General features: G+C 64.2%; 15 protein-coding genes and 1 tRNA gene. 12 read left to right on the forward strand and 4 right to left on the reverse strand.

What is annotated here, in order from left to right; genetic code table 11:
• The first annotated feature begins 273 nt into the window (after nt 1–273).
• From dnaG to AC0MAZ_RS01525, 4 genes are all read left to right on the forward strand, one after another.
• Nucleotides 274–2,262, forward strand: coding sequence for a DNA primase (gene dnaG, locus AC0MAZ_RS01510; protein WP_232855073.1), 1,989 nt, complete (start codon nt 274–276; stop codon nt 2,260–2,262).
• Between the two features lie 67 nt (nt 2,263–2,329).
• A complete protein-coding gene (gene rpoD / locus AC0MAZ_RS01515; RefSeq protein ID WP_475859915.1) occupies nt 2,330–4,180 on the forward strand; it encodes an RNA polymerase sigma factor RpoD in 1,851 nt (616 codons plus the stop codon).
• Nucleotides 4,181–4,300: 120 nt separating this feature from the next.
• Nucleotides 4,301–8,044: an EAL domain-containing protein gene (locus tag AC0MAZ_RS01520; protein ID WP_475859916.1), complete on the forward strand. Its 3,744-nt coding sequence runs from the start codon at nt 4,301–4,303 to the stop codon at nt 8,042–8,044.
• Between the two features lie 17 nt (nt 8,045–8,061).
• Nucleotides 8,062–8,138 (forward strand) — tRNA-Ile (locus tag AC0MAZ_RS01525).
• 51 nt (nt 8,139–8,189) lie between these two features.
• Here AC0MAZ_RS01525 and AC0MAZ_RS01530 read toward each other — a convergent pair.
• Together AC0MAZ_RS01530 and AC0MAZ_RS01535 are read right to left on the reverse strand one after the other, a co-directional pair.
• Nucleotides 8,190–8,738, reverse strand: coding sequence for a DUF2442 domain-containing protein (locus AC0MAZ_RS01530; protein ID WP_475859918.1), 549 nt, complete (start codon nt 8,736–8,738; stop codon nt 8,190–8,192).
• The gene (locus tag AC0MAZ_RS01535; protein WP_475859920.1) at nt 8,735–8,938 is read right to left on the reverse strand and encodes a DUF4160 domain-containing protein; all 204 of its coding nucleotides are present in this window, start codon (nt 8,936–8,938) and stop codon (nt 8,735–8,737) included. The genes AC0MAZ_RS01530 and AC0MAZ_RS01535 overlap by 4 nt, the downstream gene beginning before the upstream one ends.
• Before the next feature lie 268 nt (nt 8,939–9,206).
• Here AC0MAZ_RS01535 and AC0MAZ_RS01540 point away from each other — a divergent pair, with 268 nt between their 5' ends.
• Nucleotides 9,207–9,581 (forward strand): hypothetical protein, encoded by a 375-nt coding sequence (locus AC0MAZ_RS01540; RefSeq protein ID WP_203649888.1) that lies wholly within the window; start codon nt 9,207–9,209, stop codon nt 9,579–9,581.
• Between the two features lie 145 nt (nt 9,582–9,726).
• On the opposite strand, the gene AC0MAZ_RS01545 is transcribed toward AC0MAZ_RS01540, so the two are convergent.
• Nucleotides 9,727–10,422 (reverse strand): CatB-related O-acetyltransferase, encoded by a 696-nt coding sequence (locus AC0MAZ_RS01545; RefSeq protein ID WP_475859922.1) that lies wholly within the window; start codon nt 10,420–10,422, stop codon nt 9,727–9,729.
• 156 nt (nt 10,423–10,578) lie between these two features.
• Here AC0MAZ_RS01545 and AC0MAZ_RS01550 point away from each other — a divergent pair, with 156 nt between their 5' ends.
• Nucleotides 10,579–11,040, forward strand: coding sequence for an Lrp/AsnC family transcriptional regulator (locus tag AC0MAZ_RS01550; protein WP_088852407.1), 462 nt, complete (start codon nt 10,579–10,581; stop codon nt 11,038–11,040).
• Between the two features lie 16 nt (nt 11,041–11,056).
• Here the strand turns inward: AC0MAZ_RS01550 and AC0MAZ_RS01555 are convergent, their stop codons facing one another.
• Entirely contained in the window at nt 11,057–11,347 is a 291-nt protein-coding gene (locus tag AC0MAZ_RS01555; protein WP_475859924.1) for a DUF3077 domain-containing protein, read from the reverse strand.
• A gap of 551 nt (nt 11,348–11,898) precedes the next feature.
• Between AC0MAZ_RS01555 and AC0MAZ_RS01560 the strand changes: the two genes are divergently transcribed.
• From AC0MAZ_RS01560 to pqqB, 6 genes are all read left to right on the forward strand, one after another.
• Complete coding sequence (locus AC0MAZ_RS01560) at nt 11,899–12,213, forward strand: helix-turn-helix domain-containing protein (protein ID WP_475859926.1); 315 nt, start codon at nt 11,899–11,901, stop codon at nt 12,211–12,213.
• A gap of 160 nt (nt 12,214–12,373) precedes the next feature.
• Nucleotides 12,374–14,056 carry a flavin monoamine oxidase family protein gene (locus AC0MAZ_RS01565; RefSeq protein ID WP_232855066.1) on the forward strand — a complete coding sequence of 561 codons (1,683 nt, stop codon included), beginning with the start codon at nt 12,374–12,376 and terminating at the stop codon, nt 14,054–14,056.
• A 16-nt stretch (nt 14,057–14,072) separates the two neighbouring features.
• Nucleotides 14,073–14,855, forward strand: a complete 783-nt coding sequence (locus tag AC0MAZ_RS01570; RefSeq protein WP_232855065.1) for a carbon-nitrogen hydrolase family protein — start codon at nt 14,073–14,075, stop codon at nt 14,853–14,855.
• A 180-nt stretch (nt 14,856–15,035) separates the two neighbouring features.
• Nucleotides 15,036–17,351 carry a pyrroloquinoline quinone biosynthesis protein PqqF gene (gene pqqF / locus AC0MAZ_RS01575; RefSeq protein WP_475859928.1) on the forward strand — a complete coding sequence of 772 codons (2,316 nt, stop codon included), beginning with the start codon at nt 15,036–15,038 and terminating at the stop codon, nt 17,349–17,351.
• A 170-nt stretch (nt 17,352–17,521) separates the two neighbouring features.
• Nucleotides 17,522–17,593: a pyrroloquinoline quinone precursor peptide PqqA gene (gene pqqA / locus AC0MAZ_RS01580; protein ID WP_003243383.1), complete on the forward strand. Its 72-nt coding sequence runs from the start codon at nt 17,522–17,524 to the stop codon at nt 17,591–17,593.
• Nucleotides 17,594–17,684: 91 nt separating this feature from the next.
• Complete coding sequence (gene pqqB, locus AC0MAZ_RS01585) at nt 17,685–18,596, forward strand: pyrroloquinoline quinone biosynthesis protein PqqB (RefSeq protein ID WP_475859930.1); 912 nt, start codon at nt 17,685–17,687, stop codon at nt 18,594–18,596.
• Nucleotides 18,597–18,712: the final 116 nt, after the last annotated feature.

The following is an 18,712-nucleotide window of genomic DNA, read 5'->3' on the forward strand; positions in this document are numbered from 1 at the left end:
CCGTTCTACGCAAAGCTTCTGCCATGCCCGGCCTCGTGCCGGGCTGATGGCAGCGGTCGTTTCAAACCCTTGGCCATGCGCCATGGGCGCCCCGGCAAAAGCCATGGGCAACCTGCTTCAACGCGTCAGAACTGGTCCTCGACCAGGCGTGCACGTCCTTTCTGACGAGCCCTTCACGGGCTGGTGACGAGCACACTCCTCTTCCTGCGATACCCCACGCCAAACCCGCGCACAAGCGTTTAGACTTGCCAGTTGCCAGATGACGAGACTGCCATGGCCGGGCTGATTCCCCAGAGCTTCATCGATGACCTCCTCAATCGCACCGACATTGTCGATGTGGTGAGTTCGCGCGTCCAGCTGAAGAAGACCGGCAAGAACCTGTCCGCCTGCTGCCCGTTCCACAAGGAAAAGAGCCCTTCCTTCACCGTCAGCCCCGACAAGCAGTTCTACTACTGCTTCGGCTGCGGCGCCGGCGGCAACGCGCTTGGCTTCATCATGGACCACGACAACCTGGACTTCCCCCAGGCGGTCGAGGAACTGGCCCGCGCGGCCGGCATGGAAGTCCCGCGGGAAGAAGGCCGTCGCGGACAGAAGCCGCGCCAGCCAACCGATTCACCGCTGTACCCGCTGCTGGAGGCGGCCAGCGAGTTCTACCGCCAGGCACTGCGCGGCCACGCCACCCGCAAGGCGGCGGTGGACTACCTCAAGGGCCGCGGCCTGTCCGGCGAGATCGCCCGCGACTTCGGCCTGGGCTTCGCCCCGCCGGGCTGGGACAACCTGCTCAAGCACCTGGGCGCCGACTCGCTGCAGCAGAAAGTGATGATCGACGCAGGCCTCTTGATCGAGAATGCCGAAAGCGGCAAGCGCTACGACCGCTTCCGCGACCGGGTGATGTTCCCGATCCGCGACAGCCGTGGCCGGGTCATCGCCTTCGGCGGCCGGGTACTGGGCGACGACAAGCCCAAGTACCTGAACTCCCCGGAAACCCCGGTGTTCCACAAGGGCCAGGAACTGTACGGCCTGTACGAGGCACGCAAGCACAACCGCAACCTCGACGAGATCATCGTGGTCGAGGGCTACATGGACGTCATCGCCCTGGCCCAGCAGGGCCTGCGCAACGCGGTGGCCACCCTCGGCACGTCCACCAGCGAGGAGCACCTCAAGCGCCTGTTCCGCGTGGTGCCCAGCGTGCTGTTCTGCTTCGACGGCGACCAGGCCGGACGCAAGGCTGCCTGGCGCGCCCTGGAGGCAACCCTGTCGAGCCTGCAGGACGGCCGCCGTGCGCGCTTCCTGTTCCTGCCCGAAGGTGAGGATCCGGACAGCCTGGTACGCGCCGAAGGCACCGACGCCTTCCAGGCCCGTATCAACCAGCACGCCCAGCCGCTGGCCGACTACTTCTTCGAACAGTTGAGCAACGAGGCCGACCCGCGCTCGCTGGAAGGCAAGGCGCACATGGTCACCCTCGCCGCACCACTGATCGAAAAGGTGCCGGGAGCCAACCTGCGCCAGTTGATGCGCAACCGCCTGAAGGACATCACCGGCCTCGACCCGCAACAGATGGAGCAGTTGGCGCAGAGCGCGCCGACGCCCAGCGTGCCGGATTACGACCCCGGCTACGACTACGACGCAATGGCCAGCTACACGCCGGACCATGGCGACCTGCACTACCAGCCCGACTACGCCCCGGCGCAACAGGAGCAACGCCCCTGGACGCCGAACAAGGGCGGCGGCAAGAAACAATGGGACGGTAAGCCGTGGGACAAGAAAGGCGGCAAGCCCTGGCAACGCGACGGCCAGCGCGGCGAAGCCCCGCCACGGGTACCGGCGCCGGTCGAGCCGCCGACGCTGTCGGCCCTGCGCACACTGCTGCATCACCCGTTGCTGGCCGGCAAGGTCGAGGATGCCAGCCACTTCGCCGACGAAGAACAATTGTACAGTCAACTGCTGGTGGCACTGATCGAGGCCGCGCAGAAGAATCCTAAGCTAAGCTCTATGCAGTTGATCGCACGCTGGCACGGCACCGAACAGGGCCGCCTGCTGCGCGCCCTGGCGGAAAAGGAATGGCTGATCGATGCCGACAACCTTGAACAACAGTTTTTCGACACTATAACTAGTTTGTCCGCTCGCCAACGCGAGCGCAGCCTGGAACATCTGCTCAGGAAAGCGCGTCTAAGTGAACTGAGTACAGAGGAAAAATCTCAGCTGCTCGCCCTGCTGAGCCGCAATGTTCCCGCACAAAACCCGACCTCATCTGGCGCGTGAGGTCCAGGTTCGGGTATAATCCTCGGCTTGTTTTTTGCCCGCCAAGACCTTCAGTGGATAGGGTGTTATGTCCGGAAAAGCGCAACAGCAATCTCGTATCAAAGAGTTGATCACCCGCGGTCGTGAGCAGGGCTACCTGACTTACGCGGAGGTCAACGACCACCTGCCTGAGGATATTTCAGATCCGGAACAGGTGGAAGACATCATCCGCATGATCAACGACATGGGGATCAACGTATTCGAGAGTGCTCCGGATGCGGATGCCCTGTTGTTGGCGGAAGCCGACACCGACGAAGCCGCAGCCGAAGAAGCCGCCGCAGCGTTGGCGGCAGTAGAGACCGATATCGGCCGCACGACCGACCCGGTGCGCATGTACATGCGCGAAATGGGTACCGTCGAGCTGCTGACCCGCGAAGGCGAGATCGAAATCGCCAAGCGTATCGAGGAAGGCATCCGTGAAGTCATGGGCGCCATCGCTCACTTCCCGGGCACCGTCGACTACATCATCAGCGAATACGACCGCGTCACCGCCGAAGGCGGCCGTCTGTCCGATGTCCTCAGCGGTTATATCGACCCTGACGACAACATCGCCGCGCCGACCGAGGAAGTACCGATTCCAGGTGCCAAGGCCGCCGCTGCGAAGGAAGAGGAAGACGACGACGACGAAAACGCTGAAAGCAGCGATGACGAGGAAGAGACCGAAAGCGGTCCGGATCCGGTCGTTGCCGCGCAGCGCTTCGGTGCGGTCAAGGATCAGCTGGTCGACACCCTCAAGGTGCTGAAGAAGCACGGTCGAGGCCACAAGGACAGCATCGGCGCCATGCAGGCCCTGGCTGACCTGTTCATGCCGATCAAGCTGGTACCGAAGCAGTTCGACGTACTGGTCGAGCGTGTACGCGGCGCCCTTGACCGCCTGCGCCAGCAAGAACGCGCCATCATGCAGCTGTGCGTGCGTGACGCGCGCATGCCGCGCGCCGACTTCCTGCGCCTGTTCCCGAGCAACGAAACCGACCAGACCTGGTCCGGTGACCTGGCCAAGCGCAACACCAAATGGGCTGCCGCCCTGGGTGAAAAGGACGCCGCCATCGTCGCCTGCCAGCAGAAGTTGATCGACCTCGAGACCGAGACCGGCCTGACCGTTGTCGAGATCAAGGACATCAACCGCCGCATGTCCATCGGCGAAGCCAAGGCCCGCCGCGCCAAGAAGGAAATGGTCGAGGCGAACCTGCGTCTGGTGATCTCGATCGCCAAGAAGTACACCAACCGCGGCCTGCAGTTCCTCGACCTGATCCAGGAAGGCAACATCGGCCTGATGAAGGCGGTGGACAAGTTCGAATACCGTCGCGGCTACAAGTTCTCGACCTACGCCACCTGGTGGATCCGCCAGGCGATCACCCGCTCGATCGCCGACCAGGCGCGCACCATCCGTATCCCGGTGCACATGATCGAGACGATCAACAAGCTCAACCGCATTTCCCGGCAGATGCTGCAGGAAATGGGTCGCGAACCGACCCCGGAAGAGCTGGGCGAACGCATGGAGATGCCTGAGGACAAGATCCGCAAGGTCCTGAAGATCGCCAAAGAGCCGATCTCCATGGAAACCCCGATCGGTGACGACGAAGATTCGCACCTGGGCGACTTCATCGAGGACTCGACCATGCAGTCCCCGATCGACGTGGCCACGGTCGAAAGCCTCAAGGAAGCGACCCGTGACGTGCTCTCGGGCCTGACCGCACGCGAAGCCAAGGTGCTGCGCATGCGTTTCGGCATCGACATGAACACCGACCACACCCTCGAAGAGGTAGGCAAGCAGTTCGACGTGACCCGCGAGCGGATCCGTCAGATCGAAGCCAAGGCGCTGCGCAAGCTGCGCCACCCGACGCGAAGCGAGCACCTGCGCTCCTTCCTCGACGAGTAAAGACGAACCCCGGCCCAGGCCGGGGTTTTTCTTATGTGACAGAAGGTCGTTGCCACGGTCTACCCAGCGGGCGAGATGCCCGTCTACACTCGAATCAGTCCCCCTGATCGAGAGGCCGCTATGCCCATGATGCCGGCCTTCCTGTTGCTGCTCCTGCTCGCCTGGAACACAACGGCCGGCGCCCTGACCCTGACCGACGAGGAACAAGCCTGGCTCAGCGCCCACCCGCAGCTGCGCCTGGGCGTCGATGCTTCATGGCCGCCGTTCGAATTCCGCGACCAGGAAGGTCGCTACCAGGGATTGGCCGCCGATTACATCGCACTGATCCAGGAACGCCTGGGGATCACCCTCAAGCCGATAGAGCCCAGCAGCTGGACCGAAGTGCTCGAACAGGCGCGCAGCAACCGCCTCGACCTGCTCCCCGGGATCATGTCCACCCCGGAGCGCCAGAACTACCTGGCCTTCACCCGCCCCTACCTGGACTTCCCGATCGTCATCCTCGCCCATTCCGGCGGCGCGCAACCGCGCAACCTCAAGGACCTTTACGGCCTGAAGATCGCCGTGGTGGAGAACTACGCGCCTCACGAACTGCTGCGTACCCACCACCCGGACCTCAACCTGGTGGCCATGCCCAACGTCAGCTCGACCCTGCAGGCCCTGGCCACCGACGAGGTCGACGCGGTGGTCGGCGACCTCGCCTCGAGCATCTGGAGCCTGCGTCAGCTAAAGCTGGACGGCCTGTACGTCAGCGGCGAGACCCCTTACCGCTACCAGCTGGCCATGGCCGTGCCCCGCCAGCAAAAGGTGCTGGTCGGCATCCTCGACAAGGTGATGGCCGACATGAGCAGCAGTGAAGTCAGCCATATCCAGCAACGCTGGGTGGGCAACGTCGTCGATCAGCGGACCTTCTGGCACGATGTACTGCTCTATGGCCTGCCGGCGGTGCTGGTGCTGATGGCCATCCTGGCGGTGGTGATCCGCATCAACCGCCGCCTGAGTTCGGAGATTTCCCGGCGCATCGCCCTGGAACAGGAGCTGCGCAGCAGCGAGTACCACTACCGTGGCCTGATCGAGAGCCTGTCGGCGGTGGCCTGGGAGGCCGATGCCAACGACTTCAGCTACAGCTATGTCTCGCCCCACGCCGAGGACCTGCTCGGTTACCCCACGGGTGAGTGGCTCAAGCCCGGCTTCTGGCGCAGCATCCTGCACCCGGAGGATGCCCTCTGGGCGCAGGCCTACTGCGACAGTGAAACGGCGGCCGGACGCGATCACAGCCTCGACTACCGGGTGATCCGCGCCGACGGCCATACCCTGTGGGTGCGCAATATCGTCAGCATGATCGAGCACGGCCACAAGTCGCTGATGCGCGGGCTGATGATCGACATCAGCGAGACCAAGCATACCGAGGATGCCCTGCGCCTGTCGGAGCAGAAGTTCGCCTCGGTGTTCCAGCAATGCCCGGACATCCTGATCATCGCCCGGCACAGCGACGGCTGCCTGCTGGAGGTCAACGAAGCGTTCGAGGAGCTGATCGGCCTGAATCCTGCGCAAGTGATCGGCCGCACCGCCACCGAGCTCGGCTTGTGGGGTGTGGCCGGCACCGGCCCGGCCTTGCTCGAACGCCTGCACCGCGGCGGCATCCGCAACCTGGAAATGACCTTCCGGCGCAACAACGGCGAACTGTTCACCGGCCTGACCTCGGCCGAAACCTTCGAACTGGACAGCATGCCGGCACTGGTGGTGGCGATCCGCGACATCAGCCAGCTCAAGGAAACCCAGCAGCAACTGCAGACCTCCGAGGAGAAGTTCGCCAAGGCCTTCCACGCCTCCCCCGACGGGCTGCTGCTGTCGCGCCAGAGCGACGGCCTGCTGCTGGAGGTCAACGAAGGCTTCTGCCGCCTGACCGGCTACGATGTCAGCACGACGGTTGACCAGACCTCGCTGGACCTGGGTATCTGGGTCGACCTCGGCGAACGCCAGCGCCTGGTCGATCAACTACAGCGCGATGGCTTCGTGCGCGACTTCAGCTGCCATATCCGCCGCAGCGACGGGCAGATTCGCCTCTGCGAGCTGTCCGCCCGGCCACTGCCGATCGGTGGCGTCGACTGCATGCTGACCATCGCCCGCGACATCACCGAGCGCCACCTGATGCAGGAGAAGCTGCAACTGGCCGCCACGGTGTTCGAGAACACCGCCGAGGGCGTGCTGATCACCGACACCGACCAGCGCATCAGCGCGGTCAACCGCGCCTTCAGCGAAATCACCGGCTACAGCGAGATTGAAGCCCTTGGCCAGACCCCGCGCCTGCTCGCCTCCGGCCAGCACGACAGCGCCTTCTACGTTGCCATGTGGCACCAGCTGACCGCCGAGGGTCACTGGCAGGGCGAGATCTACAACAAGCGCAAGAACGGCGAGCTGTACCCCGGCTGGCTGACCATCAGCGCCGTGCGCAACCACGAGCGCGAGATCACCCATTTCGTCGCCGTGTTCGCCGATATCTCCAGCCTCAAGCACGCCCAGGCCAAGCTCGACTACCAGGCCCACCACGACCCGCTCACCGGCCTGCCCAACCGCGCCCTGTTCGAAAGTCGCCTGCAGGCCGCGCTGAACTGCGCCCAGATATCCAATCGCCAGGGCGCGGTGCTGTTCCTCGACCTCGACCGCTTCAAGCACATCAACGACAGCCTCGGCCACCCGGTGGGCGACCTGCTGCTCAAGGGCATCGCCCAGCGCCTCAAGGAGCAGGTGCGCGACGTGGACACCGTGGCCCGCCTGGGCGGCGACGAGTTCATCATCCTCCTGCCCGGCCTGCACAAGCCCAGCGATGCCAGCGCCATCGCCAACAAGCTGCTGGCCGGTTTCCACGCACCGTTCCAGGCCGGCGAGCACGAGTTCTTCACCAGCGCCAGCATCGGCATCAGCCTGTACCCACAGGACGGCAGCGATGTCGCCAGTCTGATCCGCAACGCCGATGCCGCGATGTACCGCTCCAAGGCCAAGGGTCGTAACCGCGTCGAGGCTTATACCCGCGAGCTCACCACCCAGGCCAGCGAACGCATCGCCCTCGAACACGAACTGCGCCGCGCCATCGAGCGCAACGAGCTGAGCCTGTGCTACCAGCCCAAGTTCAGCCTCAAGACCCAGAGCCTGGTCGGCGCCGAGGCGCTGGTCCGCTGGACCCACCCCACCTTCGGCGAAGTGCCCCCCGAGCGGTTCATCCACCTGGCCGAGGAAAACGGCACGATCCTGCAGCTCGGCGACTGGGTGCTGGAGCAGGCCTGCCGGCAGATGCACGCCTGGAAGAAGGCCTACCACGCCTTCGGCCCGCTCTCGATCAACCTGGCCGGCGCCCAGCTACGCCAGCCCAGCCTGGCCCGGCGCATCGAACAGCTGCTGCGCAGCTACCAGCTCAAGGCCGGCGACCTGCAGCTGGAGATCACCGAGAACTTCATCATGAGCCAGGCCGAGGAAGCGCTGAGCGTGCTGCATCAGCTCAAGCTGCTGGGCGTGCAGCTGGCCATCGACGACTTCGGCACCGGCTACTCCTCACTCAGCTACCTCAAGCGCCTGCCGCTGGACATCCTCAAGATCGACCAGTCGTTTATCCGCGGCCTGCCCGACGATCCCCACGACGCCGCCATCGCCCGCGCCATCATCGCCCTGGGCCGCAGCATGCAGCTGACGATCATTGCCGAAGGCGTGGAAAACCAGGCGCAGCAGCGCTTCCTGGCCGCCGAAGGCTGCGAACAGATCCAGGGCTACATCGTCAGCCTGCCGCTGCCGCCGGAGGAGTTCGCGGCGACCTTTCTTCGCATAGCACAAACGGATCTTTCGGATGGCACGCTATCGAAACCCTCGTTATAATCCTGCGCACCTGCTGAGGGCCTATAGCTCAGTTGGTTAGAGCAGAGGACTCATAATCCTTTGGTCCACGGTTCGAGTCCGTGTGGGCCCACCAAACAAAAAAGCCGCGCTTTTGCGCGGCTTTTTACGTACTGCCTTCGAGGAGTCAGGCTCGTTTCCTAGGCGGACTGGAAGATGGACTAACACTCCTACCCAACTTCTCAACGTTTAACTTGATGGGATTACAGGTAGCCACTGATCTGGCACTGTCCCTTTCAACTTCCTGCCTCTCCCACCCCTTCATGGCTAATGCAACTATCCGAGGCACAGGCTTTGCGCCACTCCGGTAATACGCCAGCATCCGCCTGCTCAACCCCAGTTCCTGCGCCGCACTGTCAAGTGTGAGACCGTGCTTCGCCATCCAATCAAGGATCACTTCATGAGAGCATTCGCCTGCTTGCTCCAGAGCGCGTGCACGCAGATTATCCGACGCCAGTTCGAGATTATCGTCATCCATCCAGATAACACTATCTCTCCACTCTCCGAGTGCGGCGGAGGCAAAAACCTTCGGGTCGCCTAGTGCTTGCAGGGTCGGGTGACGAGCGATGATCTCATGGAGGTTGACTGGCAGCCGTTCACCATCCGCATAACTCAGCAACAAGCTGCCGGGGGCAGTAACGGCAACATCGGTCAGCAAGAAATGCCTACTGGTCATGGATTCAACTCCTTCCACTTGGCAAGCAATTGGACTTTGTTGGTCGAGGCCCAGCCAAGCACCTCGCTCAAAGCGCGTCTGGAAACGCGCGCGCCACCTAATCCAGTCAGGGGTGCCAGTTCCTCGATGGCGATCAGCGCCTGACGGCCATCACTGAACCGCACGTGGAAATGAGGTGGCGGATGATCAGCGGCGTACATGCATATCGAGCAATCGGACAGTCTTTGGATGGTAGGCATGGTCGAGTATAGAGTGCAATGGTTGCACTGAACACTACCACTGCTCCGCACGCTGCTCACCCCGAGAAATGTAAGCGGTGCTTTCTCGAACAAGGCTGATGTGCCACAGGCCTGGCAGCGGCAAAGTGCCTTTAGCACACCCGTTCTATTTCGCCGCCACGGCCCCGTTTCTAGAATCCCTCCATCGCTTCGGCACCGGGTCGGAGCCCGGTGATCGAGGGAACGTCACATGAACATCCAAGGAACGCTTGGGGCCCTGCTCATTGCACCCATGCTGGTAACACTCGCCGGTTGTGTAGCGCCGGGCTCCTACAATCAGGGCCAGCAGCCCAGCCAGATGGCCGGCGGCAACGCCCCGTGCACGCCCAGTGCGACCGACAACCTGATCTCCACCGGCCGCAGCCTGCTGAGCATCGCCAACTCGGTGCTGGAAACCAAGAACAGCATGAACGGCACCTCGGCCACCTATGACCAGCGCATGCAGTTGGCGGAGAACGCCCAGAAGGTCAACAAGGGCAACCAGATGCTCGACAACGTTGAAAGCATGACCGCCGGCCTGAAGTCGCCTTGCGCCACCACGGCGCAGACCAGCGCCGCGCGTTGATCGAAACCTACCGGGGCCGCTTTGCGGCTCATCGCGGGGCAAGCCCGCTCCCACGCATTCGCACGCCAATGCGCGAAGCCTGTGGGAGCGGGCTTGCCCGCGATGGGCTGCGCAGCAGCCCCAGTCGATTCAATCTCGCGGTGACTCAAGCAGACGCCAGCACCTTGCACCCGCGCCGCGAGATCTCGATCCGCGAATAATTGGCTTCACCCAGCTCGCTGATCCCGTCAAGGCAGGCGGCAGGGTCGTGCAGCGGCAGTTCCAGCAACTGCCGGGTATCGCGCTCCCACCAGCGCGATGCGAGCAAGCGCTCGATCATCGCTTCCGGGTATCGAAAACGCACGACCTTGGCCGGAAAGCCCGCCACCACGGCGTAGGGCGGTACGTCCCGGGTGACCAGGGCGCGGGTGGCGATGATCGCGCCCGTGCCTACCTCAACGCCTTCCATGATCATCGCGCCCTCGCCGATCCACACATCGTGGCCGATACGCGCCGGTGTGCTCGGCGGTTCGTATTGCCACTGGGTGTCGGTGAACTGGAAAGGGTGGGAACTCAGCCAGTCGGTCGGGTGGGCGTATTTTTCCTGGCCGATGACCACCGCGCTGCCAATGGAGCAGTAACGCCCGATCGATTCGACCACCTGCAGCGAACCGCCGCTGCGGATATAGGTATGAGCCCCGATGGAGACGTCGAGGGTGGCGGCGCTGACCGCCACATCGCCCATGCGCACTTCGGCCTCGAGCGCCAGCTTTGCCCGCTTGCCGAACTTGGAAATGCCTGTGCTCACCTTGCAACCGTGTTGGCGAATCCATCGCCGCCAATACCAGTCCTTGAACTTCATGGGTCAATCACTCCTGCCATGGTCCAGGCTGCCCGATGGCAGCGGCCTGCCATCGTACCGTCTTGTCGGCGCAATGCCAGCCCCGGACACCTTTGTACGCCTTGCGCGAAGCGGTCGCGCTTGCATAGGCTAGCAGCTCGACAAAAGAGACCTACCATGCCGGCCACCTCCTCCATCGCCCTTGACGCCATCGATCGCCAGTTGATCGCGCTGCTGCAGATCAATGCCCGCGAAAGCGTCGCCACCCTCGCCCGCCAGCTGGGCATCGCCCGCACCACGGTGAACTCGCGGCTCGAGCGCCTGGAGCGCAACAAGGTGATCACCGGCTATGGTGTGCGCCTGGGGCAGCGCCTGATCGGTGGCGGCCTGCAGGCGTACGTGGGGATCAAGGCGCAGCCGCGCTCGGGCAAGGACATCGTGCGCCACCTCAGCGCCATGGGGCAGGTCCAGCAGTTGTGCGCGGTCAGTGGCGAGTTCGACTACGTGGCCTGGCTGCTCAGCGACTCGCCGGAGCAACTGGACCAGTTGCTCGACCTGATCGGCAGCCTGGACGGGGTGGAGAAGACCACCACGTCGATCATTCTCAGCAGCAAGGTGGACCGCGGCCAGCCGGGCTGACCGCGGCGCCCGGCCCTCAGGCCTCCATCGCGTCGAGCAGCCCTTCCAGCAGCGCGCGTACCGTTTCCGCCGAATGCAGGATCGACCAGATCATCGCCCGCCCCGCCTCGGGGGCATGGTGCTGGGCGTATTCATCGGCGATTTCCTGGATGGCCCGGGCCAGCATGCTGGCGTGGACCAGGGCGTCGGCGGCATCGACGCCGGGGCGCACGGTGAAGATGGGGGGATGGCTGGACTGGCAGGAGCAGAAGGACTGCTCGGTGGTCGGGTTCAGGGAGAGGGGTGGGTCGGGGACGATCTTTTTCATAGCGCAGTATCCAAGTTGAGCCAGGGTTTACTGCCATCTGCATCCTTCTCACGGGAATTGGGTGGCAGCCGTACGCGGGGTGAGAATCCGGCCAACTTGGAAACCGGCCAGGCAAAAGCCTGCCCGCGCAAGGCTGCCATAACGCATGCCTCGGCGCTCAAGTTGGAAGAGGGTTCTCACGCCCGCTCACCGAATAGGCGGTGACCGGCTGAAGTTAACCGCGAAGGGTTCTCCCAAACTGCCAGACCGAGGCTACATGGCTCGTAGGATACTTCCTGTTATTACATGTCTCTGTAGGACCAAGCTGATTCTCTCCAGCGCGACGTAGACTTTGTGGGAGCGGGCTTGCCCCGCGATCACGGGCTGAGCCCGTGCCATGACCCGATAATCACTATGCGGCCCAATTCGCGGGGCAAGCCCGCTCCCACAAGGTATGCATCTCGCCTCAAGACTTGGGAACCCGCCAAGTGAAACAACTTGAAAGTAATATTCTATACGTAGATCACGTACAGAAATGGCAACATGGCGCACCTGAAAAGCAGGAGCCACCAATGCCACGCAACATCTTCACTGAACTCACCGAAGGCTTCGACGCCCTCGCCGATGAGCGCGCCGGCAAACTGACCCTGCGCTCGCACAAGGTGACCTTCGAGGAGCTTGTCCCGCTGGCCCCCAGCGAACTGACCGAACTGCGCCAGCGCCTGAACATGTCCCGGGCGGTGTTTGCCGCTTACCTGCGCACCAACGCCCGCACCCTGGAGAGCTGGGAACAGGGCCGCTCAAAGCCCAACGCCCAGGCCGTGGCGCTGATTCGACTGGTGCAGAAGTACCCTGAAACCGTCGAGCACCTGGCATCGCTGAGCTGATTCGTCAGTATTGAATAAATATGAATCATTAAGACGAAACAAAGCACATAACGACGCCACTCTGCACCTTAATAACGAGCACCCCACTTCATAAAATGGCCACCAGGCATTCTCTATACTCAGGCTCCGCCCCCTGCGCAGCCCCTGGCAAGGTCATTACATGAACAAGAAAAACCGCCACCCCGCCGACGGCAAGAAACCCATCACCATCTTCGGCCCCGACTTCCCCTTCGCCTTCGACGACTGGCTGGAGCATCCGGCCGGCCTGGGCAGCATTCCCAAGGAGCGCCATGGCGAAGAGGTGGCGATCGTCGGTGGCGGTATCGCCGGGCTGGTGGCGGCCTACGAGCTGATGAAGCTGGGCCTCAAGCCCGTGGTGTACGAGGCTTCCAAGCTGGGTGGCCGGCTGCGCTCGCAGGCGTTCAACGGCACCGACGGCATCGTCGCCGAACTGGGCGGCATGCGCTTCCCGGTGTCGTCCACGGCGTTCTACCACTACGTCGACAAGCTGGGCCTGGAGACCAAGCCCTTCCCCAACCCGCTGACCCCGGCATCGGGCAGCACGGTCATCGACCTGGAAGGCCAGACCTACTACGCCGAGAAATCCGCCGACCTGCCGCAGCTGTTCCACGAAGTGGCCGAGGCCTGGGCCGACGCCCTGGAGAGCGGCGCGCAGTTCGGTGATATCCAGCAGGCCATCCGCGACCGCGACGTGCCGCGCCTCAAGGACCTGTGGAACAAGCTGGTACCGCTGTGGGACGACCGCACCTTCTATGACTTCGTCGCCACCTCGCGCTCGTTCGCCAAGTTGAGCTTCCAGCACCGCGAAGTGTTCGGCCAGGTCGGTTTCGGCACCGGCGGCTGGGATTCGGACTTCCCCAACTCGATGCTGGAAATCTTCCGCGTGGTGATGACCAACTGCGACGATCACCAGCACCTGGTGGTCGGCGGCGTCGAGCAGGTACCGCAGGGCATCTGGCGCCATGTGCCGGAGCGTTGCGCCCACTGGCCGGCCGGCACCAGCCTCAGCGGCCTGCACGGCGGCGCGCCGCGCACCGGGGTCAAGCGCATCGCCCGCGCCGCCGATGGCCGCCTGGCGGTCACCGACAACTACGGCGACGTGCGCCATTACGCGGCGGTGCTCACCACCTGCCAGAGCTGGCTGCTGACCACCCAGATCGACTGCGAGGAGTCGCTGTTCTCGCAGAAGATGTGGATGGCCCTGGACCGCACCCGCTACATGCAGTCGTCGAAGACCTTCGTCATGGTCGACCGGCCGTTCTGGAAGGACAAGGACCCGGAGACCGGCCGCGACCTGATGAGCATGACCCTCACCGATCGCCTGACCCGCGGCACCTACCTGTTCGACAACGGCGACGACAAGCCAGGGGTGATCTGCCTGTCCTACGCCTGGATGAGCGACGCCCTGAAGATGCTGCCGCACCCGACCGAAAAACGCGTGCAGCTGGCCCTCGACGCGCTGAAGAAGATCTACCCCAAGACCGATATCGCCGGGCATATCATCGGCGACCCGATCACCATCTCGTGGGAGGCCGACCCGCACTTCCTCGGCGCCTTCAAGGGCGCGCTGCCGGGCCACTACCGCTACAACCAGCGCATGTACGCGCATTTCATGCAGCAGGACATGCCCGCCGAACAGCGCGGCATCTTCATCGCCGGTGACGATGTGTCGTGGACCCCGGCCTGGGTGGAAGGCGCGGTGCAGACTTCGCTGAACGCGGTGTGGGGTATCATCAACCACTTCGGTGGCCAGACCCACCCGGACAACCCCGGCCCGGGCGATGTGTTCCACGAGATCGGCCCAATCGCCCTGGCCGACTGAGCGTAGGAGTAGCCTCATGCGCATCGCCCTGTTCCAGGGCACGCCCAAGCCGTTGGACGTGCCCGGCAATCTCGAGCGCCTGCAGCACCAGGCCCAGCAGGCGGCCGCCCGTGGCGCGCAGTTGCTGGTGTGCCCGGAGATGTTCCTCAGCGGCTACAACATCGGCCTGGACCAGGTGGAACGCCTGGCCGAGGCCGAGGACGGCCCCTCGGCCATGAGCGTCGTCGAGATCGCCCAGGCGCACCGGATCGCCATCGTCTATGGCTACCCGGAACGGGCCGAGGACGGGTCGATCCACAACAGCGTGCAACTGATCGACGCCCATGGCCGCAGCCTGTGCAACTACCGCAAGACCCACCTGTTCGGCGAGCTGGACCGCTCGATGTTCAGCCCCGGCGCCGATCACTTCCCGGTGGTCGAGCTGGACGGCTGGAAGGTCGGGCTGCTGATCTGCTACGACATCGAGTTCCCGGAAAACGCCCGGCGCCTGGCGCTGAACGGTGCCGAGCTGATCCTGGTGCCAACGGCGAACATGGCGCCTTATGACTTCGTCTGCCAGGTGACCGTGCGCTCGCGGGCGCAGGAGAACCAGTGTTATCTGGTGTACGCCAACTACTGCGGCAGCGAGGGCGAGATCCGGTATTGCGGGCAGAGCAGCATCGTCGGGCCGGATGGTGATGTGCTGGTGATGGGCGGGGATGAGGAAGGACTGTTATTGGCAGACCTGCAGCGTGAGCGGGTATTGAAAGGGCGGGAGGCGTTTCCCTACCTGGCGGACTTGCGTCGGGATCTGCATTAACAGCCAGTCCTTTCAGGGTGTTGAGAATTGGCGCTCGGCTTGGCGCTGCCGGGGCTGCTTTGCAGCCCTTTCGCGGCACAAGGCCGCTCCTACAGGGGGGCGCGGTCGCCTGTAGGAGCGGCCTTGTGCCGCGAAAAGGCCAGAACAGACAACCTCGGCATTGCGCGCTAGCATGGCGTCATGTCCGATGCCATTCGCCACCTCACCCTCGCCAACGGCCTGCACCTGACCCTGCGCCACGCGCCACGCCTCAAGCGCGCGGCGGCTGCGCTGCGGGTGCATGCCGGCAGCCACGACGCACCAGCGCGCTGGCCGGGCCTGGCGCACTTTCTCGAACACCTGTTCTTCCTCGGTAACAGGCGTTTTCCGCTGGACGACGGCCTGATGCGCTACGTCCAGGGCCTGGGTGGCCAGGTCAACGCCAGCACCCGCGAGCGCACCACCGACTTCTTCTTCGAAGTGCCCCCCGTGGCGCTGGCTGGTGGGCTGGAGCGTCTGTGCCAGATGCTCGCCGAGCCGGACTTCGCCATCGAACGCCAGCGCCGCGAGCGGGAGGTGATCCATGCCGAGTTCATCGCCTGGTCGCGCAACCCCGAGGCACAGCGCCAGTTCGCCCTGTTGCAGTCGGTGTCGGCGCGCCATCCGCTGAGCGGCTTCCATGCTGGCAACCGTCATAGCCTGCCGCTGCAAAGCCAGGCCTTCCAGCAAAGGCTGAAGCAGTTCCACCACGACTTCTACCAGGGCGGGCAACTCACCCTGAGCCTGGCCGGCCCGCAACCGCTGGATGAGCTGGCGCAGCTGGGCAGGCAGTTCGGCGGGCTGTTCGCCAAGGGCGAAAGCGTCACCCGGCAACGGCCACCCGCCTTGCTCGACGCGCCACTGCACACACCAGACGCATGGGGCAACCGCCACGACCTGCTGTTCGCCCATGACGGACTGCCGGATGGCGCGGAGCAGGCGCTCGAGTTGCTGCTGGCCCAGCTCACCGACAGTCGGCCCGGCGGTTGGCTGGATGCCTTGCGCCAGCGCGGCCGGCTGCAGGGCTGCAAGGCGCAACAACTCCACGCCCATGCCGGGCAGTTGCTCTGGCATGTCCAGCTGCAGCTGTCGGACCAGGCCTGCCTGGCCGAGACCCGGGAGCTGCTGCACGGCTGGCTGGGTTTTCTGCGGCAACAGGACTACGAGCAACTGAACGACCGCTTCACCCGCCTGCAGCAACGCCATGAACAGGCCGCCAGCGCACTCGAACTGGCCCAGCGCGACAGTGCCGGCCGGCCTTTCGCAGGGCTCGGGACACAAGGCCTGGACGCCTTCGCCGCACTGCTGTGGGACTTGCCTTCCTCAGCTGCCGGAGATTGGCAGTTGCCCCCCGATGAAGCGCTGCTGGCAACCGAACTACCCGCGACCAGCACGCCGTTGCCAGCAGGGCTCGATATCGGCGACTGCCTGCCGCCCTCTCGCCAGTTTGCGACCCTCGACCTGCGTTGGCACATTCCTTCACCGCTGCGTCAGCGCATGCAGGTCGTTCTGCAACACAGCCTGCAACCCCTGCGCGAGCGGGCCGCGCAGGCGGCGCTGCAACTGGGCTTCGAGACCCTTGGCGAGTACTGGCAGTTGCGCCTGGCGGGGCATCCGCTGGCCGTGATCATTGCCACGCAGGAAGCCCTGACCTTGCTGCGCGCGCCGACCCGAAAGCATTGGCACTCGCCAGCGGCAGCCGAACCGCCGCTGATTCCGATCCGTGCCCTGCTGAAGGCACTGCCGGACGCCTTACTGACGGGTGAAAAGCAACCGCAGCCAGCCTGCACCCTGGACCAGTCGCAGCTCGACGCACTCTGGCAGCAGGCACGCTGGCAGGGATTGGCACAAGGGTTCGCCCCCGCCCAACAGGGCGCCCTGGGCACGGCACTGCAAGGCCTCATGGGACAACCCATCGCCCCCTCGCCAGCGCGCCCGATCCTCGGACGCCACTGGCGGCAGATCCCGACCTTGGGCAGCGAGCCCGCGCTGTTGCTGTTCTGTCCACTGCCGGTTGATCTGCAGGCCGCCGGACGACTGCTCGCCCACGTGCTGCAAGGCCCGTTCTATCAGCGCCTGCGCGTCGAGCTGCAGCTGGGTTACGCCGTGTTCAGCGCCTTTCGTCAGATCGAAGGCTACGCCGGGCTGCTGTTCGGCGTGCAATCGCCGCACGCCGACCACGCACAGATCCTCGGCCATCTGCTGGACATGCTGCGCCAGGGCGTCGCACTGGCCCCAGCGGCGCGAGCGCAGCTGGCCGATCAGTTCGACGAGACAGCGATGGCCAACGCCGATATCACGCAATGGGCCTGGCAGGCACATATCGCGACACACAATGCCGACCTGTCGCGCATGCGAGGGTCTATCCTCAATGTCGAACAAGGCCAGCTGGATGCATTGCTCCAGCAGTTGCTCGATGCCAGCCACGGTTGGTTGTGCCTGGCCAACGCCACCGCCCCGGACGCCGAATGGCAATGAAAAACGGCGGGATTGTTACCGCAAATGCAATGGCGCTTTTCGAAGAATTAACCTTTCGGTACAAATTTTTCTTGTAAGATAGCGCAATCTCGGCCAATGGAACCTCTCTCTCCGGGGAGTACCCAATAGTGAGCCGACCACCCCAAACCCCATCCGGAAGGAGCAAGCCCATGTGGACCAAACCTGCATACACTGACCTGCGTATCGGCTTCGAAGTGACCATGTACTTCGCCAACCGTTAAGCGTCTGCGCGGTTCGACGCCTCGGCCCGCCGGGGCGTTTGCGTTTTTCCGATACGGCTTTCGGGCTAACCTTTGCGGCTAGAGAGTACCCATGTACATCCAGATCCTCGGTTCCGCCGCCGGTGGCGGGTTCCCCCAGTGGAACTGCAACTGCGCCAACTGCAAGGGCTACCGTGACGGTACCCTGCGTGCCACGGCGCGCACCCAGTCGTCCATCGCCCTGTCCGACGACGGCGAGCACTGGATCCTGTGCAATGCCTCGCCGGACATCCGCGCACAGCTCCAGGCGTTCGCGCCGATGCAGCCGGCACGCGCCCTGCGCGACACCGGTATCGACGCCATCGTCCTGCTCGACAGCCAGATCGACCACACCACCGGCCTGCTCAGCCTGCGCGAGGGCTGCCCGCACCAGGTGTGGTGCACCGACATGGTCCACCAGGACCTGACCACCGGTTTTCCGCTGTTCAACATGCTCAGCCACTGGAACGGCGGCCTGGTGTGGAACCGCATCGAGCTCGAAGGCAGCTTCGTCATCGACGCCTGCCCGAACCTGCGCCTCACCCCTTTCCCGCTGTGCAGCGCCGCGCCGCCCTACTCCCCGCACCGCTTCGACCCGCACCCGGGCGACAACCTCGGGCTGCTGGTGGAGGACACCCGTACCGGCGGCAAGCTGTTCTACGCGCCGGGCCTGGGCCAGGTCGACGCCAAGTTGCTGGAGATGATGCACGGCGCCGACTGCCTGCTGGTCGACGGCACCCTGTGGGAGGATGATGAGATGCAGCGCCGCGGCGTCGGCACCCGTACCGGCCGCGAGATGGGTCATCTGGCGCAGAACGGCGCGGGCGGCATGCTCGAGGTGCTGGACGGTTTCTCGCGTCAGCGCAAGGTGCTTATCCACATCAACAACACCAACCCGATCCTCGACGAAGACTCGCCGGAACGCGCCGAAGTGCAGCGCCGGGGCGTGGAAGTTGCCTTCGATGGCATGAGCATCAAGTTGTGACGGTGTTGTCCGATTCCTGTGGGAGCGGGTTCACCCGCGAATGCGTCGTAAGACTCACTGCCGCTTTCGCGGGTAAACCCGCTCCCACAGGATCCGCGCACAGCCGATGGTCTGTT

The sequence above is a fragment of the Pseudomonas sp. A genome, from assembly GCF_056270345.1.

Coding starts and splice junctions, on each gene's coding strand:
- dnaG (WP_232855073.1), top strand. CDS start 274: ATGGCCGGGCTGATTCCCCAGAGCTTCATCGATGACCTCCTCAATCGC.
- rpoD (WP_475859915.1), top strand. CDS start 2,330: ATGTCCGGAAAAGCGCAACAGCAATCTCGTATCAAAGAGTTGATCACC.
- AC0MAZ_RS01520 (WP_475859916.1), top strand. CDS start 4,301: ATGCCCATGATGCCGGCCTTCCTGTTGCTGCTCCTGCTCGCCTGGAAC.
- AC0MAZ_RS01530 (WP_475859918.1), bottom strand. CDS start 8,738: ATGACCAGTAGGCATTTCTTGCTGACCGATGTTGCCGTTACTGCCCCC.
- AC0MAZ_RS01535 (WP_475859920.1), bottom strand. CDS start 8,938: ATGTACGCCGCTGATCATCCGCCACCTCATTTCCACGTGCGGTTCAGT.
- AC0MAZ_RS01540 (WP_203649888.1), top strand. CDS start 9,207: ATGAACATCCAAGGAACGCTTGGGGCCCTGCTCATTGCACCCATGCTG.
- AC0MAZ_RS01545 (WP_475859922.1), bottom strand. CDS start 10,422: ATGAAGTTCAAGGACTGGTATTGGCGGCGATGGATTCGCCAACACGGT.
- AC0MAZ_RS01550 (WP_088852407.1), top strand. CDS start 10,579: ATGCCGGCCACCTCCTCCATCGCCCTTGACGCCATCGATCGCCAGTTG.
- AC0MAZ_RS01555 (WP_475859924.1), bottom strand. CDS start 11,347: ATGAAAAAGATCGTCCCCGACCCACCCCTCTCCCTGAACCCGACCACC.
- AC0MAZ_RS01560 (WP_475859926.1), top strand. CDS start 11,899: ATGCCACGCAACATCTTCACTGAACTCACCGAAGGCTTCGACGCCCTC.
- AC0MAZ_RS01565 (WP_232855066.1), top strand. CDS start 12,374: ATGAACAAGAAAAACCGCCACCCCGCCGACGGCAAGAAACCCATCACC.
- AC0MAZ_RS01570 (WP_232855065.1), top strand. CDS start 14,073: ATGCGCATCGCCCTGTTCCAGGGCACGCCCAAGCCGTTGGACGTGCCC.
- pqqF (WP_475859928.1), top strand. CDS start 15,036: ATGTCCGATGCCATTCGCCACCTCACCCTCGCCAACGGCCTGCACCTG.
- pqqB (WP_475859930.1), top strand. CDS start 17,685: ATGTACATCCAGATCCTCGGTTCCGCCGCCGGTGGCGGGTTCCCCCAG.